Raw genomic sequence first — 16,036 nt, forward strand, 5'->3', positions numbered from 1 at the left:
ATATTGCCAACCGAAAGTGTATGGAGTGCAGCATTAAGCTCTTCTGTAAGCTCTGTATAAACGTTTGTCCATTGGTAATTCCATAGCTGCCCTATCTGGCAGGGTAGTTGTCACTGTTAAAATTTAACCAGTTTGGGCGATAAAGAGTAATTGTGTCTCGTATCTCAGTAGAAAGAAAAGAAGCTATATTGAAGAAGCTGTTGCCTCCATATTCAATGTCAGTTAAAGAAGTGTCGGAAGAGGAAGGAATTAGCACTGCGACCCTGTATCATTGGCGCAAGCAACTCAGACGTTCAGGAGCCGCAGTGCCAAATAGCAACACTTCATCAGAGCAGTGGTCTGCTCAAACTAAACTCGCCATCGTCGCTGAAACCTACTCAATGACAGAAAGTGAACTCAGCCAATATTGTCGTGAAAAGGTCTTTTTCCAGAGCAAATCAAAGCTGGCGCAGCGATTGTATGCAAGGGTTTAAGTCGAGTAAAGAGCAGGAAGCTGAAGCAAAGAAGCAGGCTAAAGCTGACAAACTTGAAATCAAAGAGTTGAAGAAAGATTTACGACTCAAAGAAAAAGCACTCGCTGAAACGGCCGCTCTCTTGGTACTAAGAAAAAAGCTGAGAGCCTTTTACGGGGAAGAGCCAGAGGACGACTAACCTCAACCGATGAAAGGCAGACCATAGTGACTCTTATCCTTGAAGCGAAGCAATGCGGATGTCGTTTAGAGCCAGCTTGCCATGAAGTTCAAATCGACTTGAGAACGTATCGTCGCTGGTATCAGCAAGGTGAAGTTCAAGCTGACAAAAGGCCAATATGCCTCAGACCTGAGCCTGCTAACAAGCTGTCGCAGGAAGAGCGTGATGCGATAATCGAGGTGTGTAACCGCTCTGAGTTCGCAAGCTTGCCTCCAACTCAAATCGTCCCGACACTGCTTGATAGAGGTGAGTATATCGCCTCTGAGTCGAGCTACTACCGAGTGTTGAGTACGCAGGGGCAACTTCACAAACGAGGTCGTCAGCGGAGCAGACAGAAGCAAGCGAAGCCAACCAGTTACACAGCGACGGACTCGAACCAAGTCTATACGTGGGATATCACTTACTTACCTTCAAAAGTTCGAGGCCAACATTATTACCTGTATGTCATTGAGGACATCTACAGTCGAAAAATTGTTGGTTATGAAGTGTATGAGCATGAATGCGGTGAGCTGGCGTCACAACTTCTGCAACGAACGTTGATGCGAGAGCAGTGCTTCAATCAAGCGCTGGTTCTTCACTCCGATAATGGTGCGCCGATGAAGTCGTTGACGTTCAAAGCCAAAATGGAAGAGTTAGGTATTACTTCATCGTATAGTCGCCCAAGAGTCAGTGATGATAACCCGTATGTTGAGTCATTGTTCCGCACGGTAAAGTACATGCCAAGCTGGCCAACAAAGGGCTTTGAAACAATCGATAGTAGCCGAAGTTGGGTTGAAGCCTTCGTACGCTGGTACAACACCGAGCACAAGCACAGTCAGCTAAATTACGTCACGCCTTCAGAGCGTCACAATGGAAAAGATAAAGAGATCTTGAAGCGTCGTGTAGAGGTATTGCTCGCTGCAAAACAGCGAAAGCCTGAGCGGTGGTCTGGTGATATCAGGAACTGTGCGCCTGTTGGTGACGTTCACCTAAATCCAGAAAGAGAAGCTGCTTAATAAGTAAGCAAATGATGACAACTACCTTGAAAAACACCGGCTGCTCCACAAAAGCATTCCACGAAGCACTGTTCCGTTCCAATACAGACATAGTGTGGTGATAGCAACTTTCAGCGCGACGAGCCGCCTTAAGTTCTTTAAATAATGATTCATCAAATGGAGGATTTGCTACGAAAAAGAGTGGAACACCTAGTTTATTCATCAATCTGTGTAAAAATCTTAATAAGTTATTTTCTCCACCTGTTCGCGTGAACTTTAGGTTCTGCATTTCATCAATAACGAGCATGCCAATAAAGCATGATTTCATACACTGCTCTAACTGGCGAACTAAAGCACCTATCGTTCCTGCTGGCTTAGTTTTTTCCCTATCAAGGGTCAGATCTAATGTCGATAAAATCTCTTCACATAAGTCCCTAACGCTTGAACTACTAGGGCAGTCAACTTTTATCCAAACAACTTGTTCCCTTAACTCTAATAGTTGCCCTTGATATAACTCATGCTCAATAACATTCGGGAAGTAATTTAAAACTTGCTCCACCATTGAAGTTTTACCAACACCACTTTCACCAATCAGAGTAAGTCCGTCACCTTTAGGCTGAAAGAAGCCCGTTCGAGGCTCTATATCAGGTTTTTCATCAACAATATAATGCAAATACTGTTCTGTGGTAGGACTTAGCGGGTTCTTTGCGGAGTAACCCTTTTTGATGGCTCTCTCTACGGCTCTAAAGCACGCTTCATAGTCAGTTAGTGGTTGTCTAATTTCTTCAATGCGGTTTAGGTATTCATCGCGAACCAATGGATCTGGGTGTTCAGAAATTTCTTCTGAATAGTCAGGATAATTGCTAAAGACCTCCATGACACTTTCCCACGTTTTCTTAGCTGGAAGTGCTTCTATGAGAGGGTTCCCTTGATGCTCCGGCAGAATTGCATCTTGATATATAGCAGGTTCAATTCTCATGACTCACCTCTACTAGTTCTTCTTTTTCTTCCTTTTGGCAACGGAATAACTTTGTTACCGGTAGATAGGGGAGCAGACATTTCATTAGTGGCTGAAAGTTCAGGGGTTGATACAATCATATTTGTGGTTGCTTCTAGCTCTTCTTTTCGACGTTGACGGGTATTAGCAGTTTTATCCCTAAAAGAGGCTTTCTCTGCATCTTTGCTTCTTTTCTTCGCTTGTCGGGTTACTTCCTGGCGATGCTTGTGATCATCAATTGAAGTCGTTGATATTGGTGTTAATTCTTTCTTCGTATCAAGCCAGTCCTGAATAAAGTTAGACTCATACATAGACTTATCACCCAACATTCGACTTCGAGGTAACAAGTCACACCTAATGAATTCCCTGTTTTTATCTAAGCGAACATAGATGTAATTCGTTGTATTTTCATCAATACGCGCCTCTAGTCTCCAACGTCCTGATGACCTAGCGACAGATGCTAAATTAAGTTCTTCAACTTCTGAACACGAGTAATACATACCATTAAAGTAAATTCCGCTTCGAGTCATGCTGACTTCTGCTGAGGGCAGTAATCGAGCTATAACTTCATCACGGTTAGAGGATTGAAGTTCATGCCTATGTTTTGCGAGATGTATTTTCCAATAGTTAAGAGGTGTCGGAGATAAATCATTCTCAATGAGCAAAGGGCTAGAAAAAGCTAAGCCATCAAGAATCGAGCGATTATGCTCCAGTACAGCCTTAATTATTTCAACCGTAACTTCCTTAAGCGTATAAATCGCATCTTTTCTAGGATCTCGACTACCTCGTACAACCTGCCCACCTCGTGTTGTACCCAGTAGCTCATGAAGTACCTCTTTGTTTATAATATCAAATCGCTTCTCTACCACACCTTTACAGTCTGGCCTATATGGTGGAGTAAATGATAGTTTCGTCATTGGCGTCAGTACTTTGTTGGGCTGCACCCCAATCATTTCACCATTGTCACAGACCAGCTCATTGGGGATATGAGCACAAGGCCATTCTGAATCTTCAATATCTACGCCAAAGCTTTTACAGTAAGTAGATTTAGGTAAGAAACTATTTGTTAAAGCCTGACGAGCAGATCGCCATGAAGCATGATAGAGCGATACATGCATACCAACTATCATTCGGCTCGCTCTGTCTGCAACGATATAAATCGTCGGACGCCCTAAGATATACTGAGACCCAAGCTCAGATACGATATGCACATCTGCAACGGTTGCATCAATTTCGAAGTGAGCTCCAGGCAAGTAACTTCGATCAGTTATACTCCCTAGCGCAGCTCTTTTGTTTCTGAGGTAATCGTTTTCTGAGGTTCGTTGTTTGATTGTTTGATCTTTACTAAATAGCTTTGTTCGCCAATAACTAAACTGTTTTTTGGTTGGGACTAAAGGAGGCCTACCACAAGTTTCAGCTAATTTTATCTCTTTTGAATAGCTATCTTTAAGCAAGTTGTCATAAGTTTTTGCCAGCGTCAGCCCTAATTCTTTGAGGTAATATTTCTTTAACGCTTTTTTGAATTTTTTCTTGTCGCCATCACGAACAATAAACTTGTCTGCTCTATCAATAGCTATAGTTCTTGGTTGTTTTGGTGAGCCCAAGGGTGTCGTTGTTGGAGCTCGCTCTCGCCCAGAACCTCCACTTTTCGAAAAGGCGGGCAAGAGAGCCATTTTGTCCTGCCCATTTCGCCAGTATAAGCTCAGTAATCTAGCTAGAGCTTTACTGTATGTACCGACTTTCTTTGCATGCGGTGTCAAATAGCTAGAGCGTTGTCTTGTCGCATAATCGAAGAGAAACTCTCTATCGACAATCAACCCTTTAATCAACTCAAAGTTCTTGTCACGTTTAACAATGTAATTCTCTGGAACATTGTCTTCATCAACTAAGAGATAGCTTGGTAATGCATACTGCGATATTTTAGCTTGGTGATTTGAAGCAAGTTCTATAAATCCATCCAGAGAAATTGCTACCGGCTTAGCTGTTGTTGATGTATCTGAAAGTGGGTATAGAACAATAGACTCAACCTCCAACATAATATCCAACAAACGATAGAGACCATCTTCGAGCAACTCCGAGTCATTCACACTCCAAACGCTATTTCTAGGAAGCTCCATATAGAATTCCTCCTTGTTGTTCAGCCACATACGTTACGTCAATAAGCCCTGATTCAACAATATTTGTAGAAATATCCACTTCAATGTGTCTATCAGCGATTAAGAAACGAATTAGTAACATAGCATCTTCATGAGTAGTGACATTCAATGAGATTAGTTGATTGCAAAGATCTTCAATAAAGTACTGGCGAACAGTTAAGATTGAGAGCGCGCAATTAACCAGATCGGATGAAAAGATCGCAGGGTTCTTACGGAAAGGTGAGGTAGCCCATTGAAGATTGCTGCTTTGGACTCTTGTTAATTCATTCCCAGTAAAGTAACTGAATTTAACCCCAAGCAACTCCCAACAAACCCTCTCGATGTCATTTTTTTCCAGTACACGTAGATCACTAGAATCTTCTTCTGATTTTGCAGAAACAGCGTGATATATAATACCTTGAGGGGAGTCTATCGTGAGCAACTGATCCGTTGTCATGATAATCGGTTCTTTCGTATGAGGGTGGGTAGGGTGTTTAACCCCAAGAGTTTTAGCAACTTTCTGCGTAAAATTTAGAGGGAAGAGAGGAAATTGTTCTCTGATATCAACTACACGGCTCGAAAATTCAGCAAGATAAAAGTGCTCACTTTCTATTGAGGACATCATATGGTGGTCTCTTTGAGATTTCCTACCATAAATCAGAGAGCGTATTCCTTTAGATTTTACATCCTGAATCCTAAGCCAAGGTTTATAGTTAGCGCCTTGACCTATACCGTATTTGTTCTTTAAGTGCCGTTGATAATCATCCAACGACTCGATTTTTCGGCCACGTCCCATGCTAAATCCAGTAAAAATCACCTACTTTCATCATAGTAACCAAACTCACTACAGACAAACTCTATTGTCCCAAAACACCTTAAGGGACAAACTATTTGTCTAAGAGACAAACTTTATTGTCTCTACACAAGCTTAAACCCACTGACCTGCTGCAAAGCCAGAACTCCAACACCATTGGAAGTTATAGCCGCCTAACCAACCGGTTACGTCCATTACTTCACCGATGAAGTAGAGGCCAGAGACACTCTTACATTCCATGGTTTTTGACGATAGGTGATTGGTGTCCACACCGCCTAGAGTTACTTCGGCCGTTCGGTAGCCTTCGGTGCCGTTGGGTGCAATTTTCCAGTTCTCTAGATGCTCTACAATTTCATTTAGCTGCTTTTCGTTGAACTGTTTGAGCGGCTTGTCTTCAAGCTCTTTACGGTCAATCAACACCTCAACAAAACGCTTTGGTAATGCTTTCGCTAAGGTATTTTTCAGGCTCTGATTTGGGTGCTTCTCGCGAGAGTTTTCAAGTAACTCCGCCACATCCACTTCTGGTACTAGATTAATCGAAACCGATTGACCCGCTTTCCAGAATGAAGAGATTTGCAGTACCGAAGGGCCTGATAGGCCGCGGTGAGTAAACAGCAGCGCTTCTTTGAATAAAGTGCCGTCTTGCGCGGTGATCTCGGCAGGAATCGCGATGCCAGAAAGCTCAGCAAAGGCTTCTTTGTCTTCTTTGTGCAAAGTAAATGGCACCAAACCTGCGGTTGTTGGTACCACAGATAAACCAAACTGTTCTGCCACTTTATAACCAAATGGCGTCGCGCCTAGTTTTGGCATTGAAAGGCCACCGGTTGCAATCACCAATGAATCACACTCTACTTCATCGGTGTTGAGATGCATCTTGAAGCCAGCGTCTGTTTTCTCAATAGAATGAACATCACAACGGTAACGCTCTTCAACCTTTGCTTGCTTACACTCTGCTAGCAACATGGTGACGATATCTTTTGAGTTATGGTCATTCACACAGAACAACTGGCCGTGGTCTCGCTCTTCGAACTCTATACCGTACTTGCTCACCATCGAGATAAAATCCCAGTTGGTGTATTGAGATAAAGCTGACTTCACGAAGTGAGGGTTGTTACACAGGAAGTTGTTGGCTGAAACATCATAGTTAGTGAAGTTACAACGGCCGCCACCTGAGATTAAAATTTTTCTGCCTGGTTTCTTTGCATGATCAACCACCAGCACTCGTCGGCCGCGTTTACCAGCTTCCGCAGCACACATTAAGCCCGCGGCGCCCGCACCAATTACGATTACATCAAATTTTTCACTCATGTGGTTCTGCTTTTCTTCACTTTTGCAGCCCGAGTACGCCCTGTTCTCGAAATGCCATCAATAAAAAAGGATGTGCATAAACAGCACATCCTTACTAATTGCTCGCTATTTTAGCGGCAATTTTAAACTTTGCAATTGATGTTCAATTGTACAATTTGCAGACAGCAGCAAAACCACTACTTGGCTTAGCGAACCAACAACCGAAGCTTCACACCAAAAACTAAGTTCTACTTCACACGCACTAAATAACTTAGACGATGAAAGAAGCCAGCAAGGTTACACCTAGCAGAGCGGAAGAGAGTATAAATAACTGTCTCACACGATCACACTTGGAAGTGAACACTTCATCATGGTGATGGTGATACTCTTTGCTTTTGATGTAACTGAACAGGCGAACCTGTTTGGTCATATTGCCATGAGTTGTGAAAAAACCGCCTCCGTCTACTTGTTGATAAAGTAGAGGATGCGCTTCTCGCATAATATAAATGAGTGTTCTTAGCGCAGTAAAATAACGCGCCCAGTTCACGCAAGTCACAACCATTAGTGCAAATAGAATAGTGTCGCCGCTGATCATCCTTTCCTCCCTACATCTTCATAAGAAAACTCAAAAGAAAAAGATAATCAGTGTCTTTCTCGTACTACCTAAACGGCAGGAGCTTCCATAATTGAAGATGAACCATCTTTTGCCAATTGCGCTAGGTCTTTATCAATAAAGAACAGTGCTTTACCGTCTTCGCCAACAAGTTCTAGCTTATCCAATACACCTTTAAACAACTTCTCTTCTTCGTGTTGCTCTGCAACGTACCATTGCAGGAAGTTAAAGGTTGAGTAGTCTTGTGTGCTGAAAGCAACGTGAGCCAGTTTGTTGATCTTTTCAGTAATCATCTGCTCATGTTCATAAGTTTCACGGAACACTGCGCCAAGGCTTTCGAATTCGTGTTTTGGTGCTTCAATTGCACCCAGAATTGGCATTGCACCTGTTTCGCTTACGTAAGTGAAAAGACGCTGCATATGTTCCATTTCTTCTACTGCATGAACACGCAGAAACTCTGCTGCACCTTCAAATCCTTTGTCTTCACACCAAGCACTCATTTGTAAGTATAGATTGGATGAGAAAAATTCTAGGTTAATTTGATCATTCAGTTGCTCAACCATAGTTTTTGACAGCATTTAAGACTCCTAATTACATCCTCAATTTTCTCTACTATATCACTTTTTAATGAATATCTCGCAGGCCATTAGTTAACCAATATTTCGAGCCGTCATTACGCAAGACAGTGGATATGAGATCACTTCAGCAAAAAAAGCCACCGCATAGTGCTAATCTTTAAACAGACAATGAATAAAGGAGGTAGAGATATGAGTTACAAACATATTTTGGTCGCGGTCGATTTATCAGAAGACAGCAAATTAATTGTGGATAAAGCGGTAGCATTGGCAAAGCCATTGGAAGCCAAAGTCTCTTTTATCCATATCGATATTAACTACGCGGAACTCTACACTGGCCTGATTGATATCAACATGGCCGAAACACAACATAACGCGATGGAAGCATCTCGTATTCAGCTGCAAAATTTTGCGGAGCACGCTCAATACCCGATCACCCATACCCTGGTGGGCAGTGGCGATTTGAGTCATGAGCTGTGTGACACCATCAACGAGTTCAATGTTGATCTCGTGGTTTGCGGTCACCATCAAGACTTTTGGAGCAAACTGCTCTCTTCAACACGACAACTGATCAACGCCTCTCCGGTTGATATGCTGGTCGTGCCTCTAAGAGATTCAGAAGACTAATGATTTAAGGTTAGGTAACATACAGCTCATATCTTATTAACGAAGTTTTACTATGAGCTATTTAGCTGGTGTTACCCTCCTATGGGCCTTCTCCTTTAGCCTGATCGGCGTTTACCTTGCGGGTCAGGTTGATTCTTGGTTTTCTGTTTTAATGCGTGTTGCCCTTGCTGGCGTCGTATTTCTTCCTTTCCTAAAGTTTCGCGGCGTATCACGTAAGCTGATCGCTAAATTGATGACTATTGGTGGTATCCAGCTTGGCCTGATGTACTGCTTCTACTATCAGTCTTTCTTACTGCTATCTGTTCCTGAAGTCCTTTTGTTTACCGTTTTCACGCCAATTTACGTCACGCTGATTTATGACTTTCTCAAAGGGCAATTCTCTCCGTGGTACCTAGTGACGGCGGCAATTGCGGTATTGGGCGCGGTATTCATTAAATTCGCAGGCATCAACGAAAACTTTTTGGTTGGCTTCCTCGTCGTGCAAGGCGCGAACCTGTGCTTTGCTATCGGTCAGGTGGGCTACAAGGTAGTGATGGAGAAGGAATCGACCGAGTTACCTCAGCGAACCGTATTTGGTTACTTCTACTTAGGGGCGCTATGTGTCGCTTCGGTTGCTTTCATGCTTCTAGGCAACCCAGAGAAACTACCCACCACCACACTTCAATGGGGAATCCTGATCTACCTTGGCTTGGTTGCTTCGGGGCTGGGTTACTTTATGTGGAATAAAGGTGCGTGCATGGTAAATGCTGGCGCGCTGGCAGTGATGAACAATGCCTTGGTTCCTGCTGGCCTAGTGGTGAATATCCTAATTTGGAACAGAGATGTCGATTTGGTTCGTTTGTCTATTGGTGGCGCTGTTATCTTGTTCTCTCTATTCGTCAATGAGACCTGGGTGAAGAAGCGCGTAGCAAGATCCGCAAGCAACGCTTAGCTGATTTGAACGAGCTGCATAAGCTAGCTCAGATAACCCAAAAAAGCGAAAGAGCGACCTAAGGTCGCTCTTTTTAAATCATCGCTGTAGCGATAAACCATTCGAATCAGCATCAATGGATGTGATTATGGCTCACTACTTGAGTCTTGGTTTCAGTGAAGGCAACATCATCAAGTTGTAGGTTGATGCGTTCAAGGTCACTTTCCAGTTTCTGGCTTTTCTTAAACAGCTTTTGCTGCTTCTTAATCATCTTCGCGAGCTTTTTGTTGTACTTTTCTTGTTTCTTAACAGCTTTCTTCGCTTGTTTGAGTTCAGCTTTCTCATCACCGCTCGCCTTCGCCATCAGTTTTTTCAACTTGGCTTTTTTCTGTGCGGCTTCTTTTTTGGCAAGCTCAGGGACAATATCAGTTGCGGCTGGATCGAACATTTGTACGCTAGGTTCAATTGTCTCGTTGATTTCTGCAAGCGATAGCTCTGGTGCAGGCAGTGTTTCCGCTAGCAGACCGCATGCGACTTTCTCTTCAACGGGTTTGTTTTGACAACCAAGAGGTGGAATTGCGGTTGGTTTGCATAGATTCGCTTGATCCGCCGAAGAACGTGCGCAAGAACGACACACGAACTTAGGTTCAGTCACTAAGCTGTGGATCTCGCCCAAGTGTTCGGTAATATCTCGACGGTTTAACTTACAAAAGCGTTTAGCCATGCTACAACTCCAGATAAGAATAATAATGATTCTTAGTTAGATATACATCCGTAACGCGACTATCGCAAGTGTTAAATGACAATTTATCGTATTTATGACGGGAAATTTTCTTAGCGTGTTGCTAAGTTATTGATGCTTCCGCTAAGTCATTGATGCTTTCACATAGACGTCAAAACGGTTCTTTTTGGTTTCGATCGCCATGCTCGGTTTTTGCTCGTCTAACCAAGCAGCGTAATCCGGTCTTTTAACCACAACTCGCTTCGATGCCAATTTCATCGCTGGCTCAAATAGACCATCAGCATCGAGATCGGCACCCACCAAAGATTGGAATACGCGCATCTCTTTTTTGACCAAAGCCGATTTCTTTTTGTTCTCTGGGTGTGGGTACATTGGGTCGAGGTACACCACGTCTGGCTGTTCGAAATCAGGATCATTACTGAGCTTGTCCAATGCATCGTGACTGGATGCGTGAATCAACTTCATACGCTCACTTACCCAACCACCGATGTCTGGGTCTTGTTGCGCTCGTTGTAAGCCATCATCAAGCAGTGCAGCAACAACGGGGTGACGCTCGACCATTTGCACCTTACAACCTAGAGAAGCCAACACAAACGCATCGCGCCCTAAGCCTGCAGTACCATCAAGAATAGTTGGCGTTGCGCCTTTGTTTAAACCCGCTGCTTTGGCAATCGCCTGACCTTTACCACCGCCAAACTTACGTCTGTGACCGACTGCGCCTCCCACTAAATCAACAAAGATAGCGCCAAGCTTAGGCTCATCGACTTTACGTAACTCAAGTCGCTCACTGGTCAGTACCAAAGCAAAATCACTGCTTTCATCATGAGATAAGTTCCAGCGGGTCGCTAAGTCATTCAAATGAGCGATTTGGGTAGCATCTTCGCAAATCAGTTGTAGTTGCAAGGTCGTCTCCAACAGACAGTAGTATTCAAAACAAAAGAGGCAACCAGTTTACCTGATTGCCTCAACAATACATATTAGCGGTGAAAAGTATTCCCAGCTAAAGTCGGCTTACCTAAACCAATGACTCTGTCTCTCGTTCTTGTCTTAACTCTTCAACGAGCTCTGCGAGTGGTTTAGGTCGGCCTATGATGTAGCCCTGCGCGTAGTTCACACCCAACTCAATCAGCTTGTCGATGATCTGGGTATTTTCAACGAACTCAGCCACGGTGTGCTTGCCCATCTGCTTGGCAAGATCATTGATCGAGCGAACCATCACATGGTCCATCTCATTGACATCAATATCACGCACAAACAGGCCATCGATCTTCACAATATCGACGGGCAGTTTTTTCAGATAACCAAATGACGATAGCCCTGAGCCAAAATCATCCAATGCAATCATGCAACCAAGCTCTTTAATACGAGTGAAGAACTTGATCGCCTGCTTCATGTTACTCATGGCGGCCGTTTCGGTGATCTCTAAACAAATCTTATGACACGGTATCGATGAATCGCTCAGGCTATCGATCAAGAACTCGACAAAGTCACGATTCCCCATCGAGTGACCGGAAAGGTTGATTGAACACATCCCCAACTCCTCAATAACCTCAGGGCGTTGCTCCAACCAACCTAAGGTTTGACTGACGACTTGGCGGTCAATCAAGTGCGCGATGTTATAACGCTCTGAGGCCGGCATGAAGATCCCCGGAGAGATGTACTCACCTTTGATATTCTTGATACGTACCAAGATCTCAAAATGCATTTTTTCACTATTTTCATCTAGACCAAGAATGCGCTGAGCAAACAACTCTAAGCGGTCATTCGCCAAAGCCTCATGCACGAGGTTGACGCACTCCATCTCTAGATGACGACGACGCAGGTCTTCATCATCTTGATGGTAAAGATGATAGCGATTGCGACCTTCTTCTTTAGCGGCATGACAAGCTGCATCCGCCTGAGCGTGCACCATCTGCGGTGAAGCCGCAGTATGGTCAATCAATCGAATACCGATAGAGCACGTCAGGTTGAGTCGAATATCATCCCACAAGAATGGATTCTCACTCATCATCGAGATAATACTGCGACACACATTAACCGCGTCTCGCTCAGTACAGTCTTTCATTAATACAGCAAACTCATCACCACCCATTCGCGCTAATACCGCATTGTACGGAAGCACGTCTTCTAGCAACTTGGCGCTAAACAAGATCGCAGCATCACCCGCTTCATGTCCTGCGGTGTCGTTCAATACTTTCAGCTGATCCAAATCTAAGAACAACATTGCGTGAGTTCGCATGTGACTCTCAACCTCTTTGAGCGCTTTTTGCAGCTCTTGTTCAAAGTGGTTGCGGTTAAAGGTGTCAGTCAGCAGGTCATAGCGAGCCTGATACTCTAATTTTTCAGAAAGCTCGTGCGTTTCGGTGATGTCTTCACCCACAATCAACAGCTGATCAGACTCCACCAACGGGCGGATATTTTCACGAATCCAGATCTTGCTGCCGTCGGCATGACGATATTCGATATCACGACGCCACACACCACGAATCTTATGCTGTGGTTGCAGCAAGATATGGCGAGGAATCATCGCGTTCTCATCAACATAAAATTCTCTAGGGCGATGACCCAACAACTGATCGAGTGGGTATCCCAAAAGCTCTTCGACAAACTGGTTCACTTGTTGAATGCGATTATTACCATCGAGCGTAATCATCATCACCGGCTGTTTGTCGTAATACAGCTTCAAGTTTGCTTCACGTTGGAACAGCTTATTCTCAGCAAGCTTACGTGAGGTCACGTCGCGCGCCTCAAAGAGAAACTGAATGTCTTCGTCTTCACTGCCCGGCATCGGCTTCAATGAAATATCCAACACCATCGCACCGCGATCTCGACACCACACCTCGGCTTCAAATCGTAAGGCTGGGTGCTCACTTTTTGCGATGAAATATTCGGCTAGCACTTCTCTCGCAGAACTTTCCCAATGTTGGTGTTGTTGCAGCGGCGTTCCCAGTTTATAGCCTTGATTATAAAGCAGCTCATGTAACTTGCTGTTACTCGACAGCAGCACGCCACCCTTATCAATGATGCCCATGAACTGCAGGCTTTGGTCGAATATCGACTCAAGCAGCAGCTGACTTTTTCGGCTGGCACGTTCACTTTTTTTAAGGCGATTAAGGTAATACACCAAGGTCGCGATGACACACGACATCACCAAAAACAGCAAACCTATGGTGCGAATTTCATCGCGGTAGCGTACTAGAAATGACTTCGGCTTATTGAGGAAGGTTACTGAGGCTTCATTCTCTGCACCCAAATCCCAACGTGAGATCTGTTGGTAATCGAGTTTGATTTCTGGCGCGCCAGCAACCACTTGGGGCAGCGGTTTATCCGGATTAGCGAGCACATTCAGTAGCACTCGCCCAGTGTCTCGTCCTTGTGTTTCTCCACTGTGGATCACGCCACCAATCGCACCAAACCCAAGTCTTAAATCATGCACGATATACAATGGCATCTGAGTTTTTTTGTTGAGCTGACGCCAGTCTTCTTTGCTGCTGACACGACCATTGATGTCGCGGTAGTAGGCCCAGAACAACAAGCTTTTAGTTAGATCAGCGCGTTGCGCGAACGTCATCAGTTCTTGATAAGAATCAGGCGTATATTGCTCCACCAGCCCAGAAAACTCAGGGCGTTTGTGTAGAAATAAATCCACTTGAGCGCGAATAGCTTCACCCGTTACCGAGTGATCGGTAACCACGTAAACTTTTTTAACCGTCGATTGAAGTCGATTGATCAGCTCAATATTGCTCGCCATATCAATATCTTCAGTGATACCGGTTGCGTGCAAGCCTTCAATCATTTGCGGAGAAAAATTGTTGATGCCACCAAAAATAACGGGCGTGCCATTGAGTTCGGGCGCTAAGCGTTTCATCAGATTGAGGGCGTTATTATCACTGACGACTACAGCGGCAAACTCTTCATGCGACAGCTTAGTGCGGTATAGCTGATAAATTCGCTCTAAGTATTCAGCGTTTTGAGTTCGCTTGGTATCGAGATAAACAACCCGGTAAGACAAACCATCGCGATCGAGCTCATCAGATAGTCCTTTATGGAAATCATCTGTCCAGAAAAAGCCTTGATGATAAGAGTGAATAACCAACACATCTTTTGCCTGAGCTGAAGCAAAAACACTCCAACACATCACAATAAAAAATAACGAAAATCGCACTGAATTCACCCTAACCCTATAGTTACTGCTAATATTATCACCCTTGGCTATGATGTGTACTCAAGCCGGTATGTTTTTCATTCAACCTAAGGATTATGCATGTCCACAACCACAGCTCGTCTAGATGATCTAGACCGTGCCATTCTCAAAACCTTGATGGAAGATGCACGTACTCCTTATGCTGAAATGGCAAAGCAGTTCGATGTCAGCCCTGCGACGATTCACGTTCGCATCGAAAAGATGAGATCGGCAGACATTATTGAGCGAACGGAAGTGGTGGTAAACACCAAAAAGCTAGGTTACGACGTGTGTTGTTTTATTGGCATCAATCTTAATGCTGCCAAAGATTACCACTCGGCGATAGCTAAGCTGAATGCCTTAGACGAAGTGGTTGAGGCGTACTACACCACTGGTGCTTACAATATCTTTGTAAAGCTGATGTGTAAGTCGATAGAAGAGCTGCAGTTTGTATTGATCGATAAGCTGCAAGCGATCGATGAAGTTCAGTCGACAGAGACACTGATTTCATTGCAGAACCCTATCAACCGCAACGTTAACCCATAACATTGATTCGCCTTGCTTGGCATAACGCACAGACAAAAAAAGAGCCTCTAACTAGAGGCTCTTTTTGCAATTATCTCGCAATAAACTAGGGCGTGTTGATCTTTGCTGTACATTTCGCGTTCAACAATACATCGGTAGCCACATTAACATGAATGCCAGCGATAACATGCTGGCATAATTCCTTTCTAGCTTGTCATATCTACTTGAAATAGCTCGATAATGCTTAATTCTCCCAAAGGCATTTTCGACCAAGTGACGATACTTGTATAAACACCAATCCATACTGTCTTTGTCTATATCTTGTCCGTAATTGCGTTTAGCAATTACCGTTTCTCCGCCACGTTCCTTAACAAAATACGGAAAGGTTCGCTGTCATATCCTTTATCACAAACGATGGTATTAACTTCATCGAGTTGCTCAACTAAGCTTTCGGCATGCACTATATCGTGGCGTTGTCCCTCTGATAAATCAAAGCAAATCGGCAGGCCACCACTATCTACGGCTAAGTGAATTTTGGTTGAGTTGCCCCCGCGACTTTTTCCTATTTGCTCTGAACTTTCAGTAGCTGCACCTGTACTATGCTGATGTGCTCTAACTATAGAGCCATCAAGAAATACCATTCAAAATCAGCAATGTTAGATAAGCTTTTGAAAAGATTATCTAAAATCCCTTTCTTTGACCAAAGATTAAATCGTCTGTAAACGGTACTCCACTCTCCGAACTCAGAGGGTAGATCTCGCCAAGGAATACCTGTTCTCATTCGATAAAGTATTCCTTCAAATGTCATTCGATGTTCAGTTTTATCGTAAATACGACCTGTACTTTTCATAACTTGGAGTAGCAGTTCCCAGCGAATATCAGTTAGCATTGTTCTTGGCATGGTATTGGTTATGGTTTTACTTTTGGCGAAGCAAATTATAACTCTTTACCATGCTGTTCAAAA

12 protein-coding genes and 2 pseudogenes are annotated in these 16,036 nt (G+C 43.9%); 4 read left to right on the forward strand and 10 right to left on the reverse strand.

Features of this window, described 5'->3' with window-relative positions:
- Positions 1-152: 152 nt before the first annotated feature.
- Positions 153-1,685, forward strand: a pseudogene (locus OCV19_RS15790) (IS3 family transposase).
- Here OCV19_RS15790 and OCV19_RS15795 read toward each other — a convergent pair.
- From OCV19_RS15795 to ftnA, 6 genes are all read right to left on the reverse strand, one after another.
- A complete protein-coding gene (locus tag OCV19_RS15795) occupies positions 1,627-2,643 on the reverse strand; it encodes an ATP-binding protein (protein WP_244499599.1) in 1,017 nt (338 codons plus the stop codon). The pseudogene OCV19_RS15790 and the gene OCV19_RS15795 overlap by 59 nt on opposite strands.
- Positions 2,640-4,778 carry a Mu transposase C-terminal domain-containing protein gene (locus tag OCV19_RS15800; RefSeq protein WP_065677348.1) on the reverse strand — a complete coding sequence of 713 codons (2,139 nt, stop codon included), beginning with the start codon at positions 4,776-4,778 and terminating at the stop codon, positions 2,640-2,642. The genes OCV19_RS15795 and OCV19_RS15800 overlap by 4 nt, the downstream gene beginning before the upstream one ends.
- The gene (locus tag OCV19_RS15805) at positions 4,765-5,592 is read right to left on the reverse strand and encodes a TnsA endonuclease N-terminal domain-containing protein (RefSeq protein ID WP_065677347.1); all 828 of its coding nucleotides are present in this window, start codon (positions 5,590-5,592) and stop codon (positions 4,765-4,767) included. Before OCV19_RS15805 ends, OCV19_RS15800 begins: the two co-directional genes overlap by 14 nt.
- 132 nt (positions 5,593-5,724) lie before the next feature.
- Positions 5,725-6,918, reverse strand: coding sequence for a BaiN/RdsA family NAD(P)/FAD-dependent oxidoreductase (locus OCV19_RS15810; protein ID WP_065677346.1), 1,194 nt, complete (start codon positions 6,916-6,918; stop codon positions 5,725-5,727).
- 250 nt (positions 6,919-7,168) lie between these two features.
- On the reverse strand, positions 7,169-7,492 hold the full coding sequence (uspB, locus tag OCV19_RS15815) for a universal stress protein UspB (protein ID WP_048661272.1): 324 nt from the start codon (positions 7,490-7,492) through the stop codon (positions 7,169-7,171).
- Positions 7,493-7,560: 68 nt separating this feature from the next.
- Positions 7,561-8,088: a non-heme ferritin gene (ftnA, locus tag OCV19_RS15820; RefSeq protein ID WP_017066029.1), complete on the reverse strand. Its 528-nt coding sequence runs from the start codon at positions 8,086-8,088 to the stop codon at positions 7,561-7,563.
- Between the two features lie 189 nt (positions 8,089-8,277).
- Between ftnA and uspA the strand changes: the two genes are divergently transcribed.
- Together uspA and OCV19_RS15830 are read left to right on the forward strand one after the other, a co-directional pair.
- Entirely contained in the window at positions 8,278-8,712 is a 435-nt protein-coding gene (uspA, locus tag OCV19_RS15825; RefSeq protein WP_017060149.1) for a universal stress protein UspA, read from the forward strand.
- 52 nt (positions 8,713-8,764) lie between these two features.
- On the forward strand, positions 8,765-9,643 hold the full coding sequence (locus tag OCV19_RS15830; protein WP_065677345.1) for a carboxylate/amino acid/amine transporter: 879 nt from the start codon (positions 8,765-8,767) through the stop codon (positions 9,641-9,643).
- Between the two features lie 112 nt (positions 9,644-9,755).
- Here OCV19_RS15830 and OCV19_RS15835 read toward each other — a convergent pair whose 3' ends face one another.
- The 3 genes from OCV19_RS15835 to OCV19_RS15845 form a co-directional block, all read right to left on the reverse strand.
- Positions 9,756-10,346 (reverse strand): hypothetical protein, encoded by a 591-nt coding sequence (locus tag OCV19_RS15835; RefSeq protein ID WP_065677344.1) that lies wholly within the window; start codon positions 10,344-10,346, stop codon positions 9,756-9,758.
- 141 nt (positions 10,347-10,487) lie between these two features.
- Positions 10,488-11,267, reverse strand: a complete 780-nt coding sequence (locus OCV19_RS15840) for a class I SAM-dependent methyltransferase (protein ID WP_065677343.1) — start codon at positions 11,265-11,267, stop codon at positions 10,488-10,490.
- A 112-nt stretch (positions 11,268-11,379) separates the two neighbouring features.
- Positions 11,380-14,502, reverse strand: coding sequence for an EAL domain-containing protein (locus tag OCV19_RS15845; RefSeq protein WP_065677342.1), 3,123 nt, complete (start codon positions 14,500-14,502; stop codon positions 11,380-11,382).
- 126 nt (positions 14,503-14,628) lie between these two features.
- On the opposite strand from OCV19_RS15845, the gene asnC reads away from it, so the two are divergent.
- Positions 14,629-15,093 carry a transcriptional regulator AsnC gene (asnC, locus tag OCV19_RS15850; protein ID WP_008218581.1) on the forward strand — a complete coding sequence of 155 codons (465 nt, stop codon included), beginning with the start codon at positions 14,629-14,631 and terminating at the stop codon, positions 15,091-15,093.
- Positions 15,094-15,213: 120 nt separating this feature from the next.
- On the opposite strand, the pseudogene OCV19_RS15855 reads toward asnC, so the two are convergent.
- Positions 15,214-15,973, reverse strand: a pseudogene (locus tag OCV19_RS15855) (IS5 family transposase).
- Positions 15,974-16,036 lie beyond the last annotated feature (63 nt).

The organism is Vibrio celticus, from assembly GCF_024347335.1.
Taxonomy (GTDB): Bacteria; Pseudomonadota; Gammaproteobacteria; order Enterobacterales; family Vibrionaceae; genus Vibrio; species Vibrio celticus.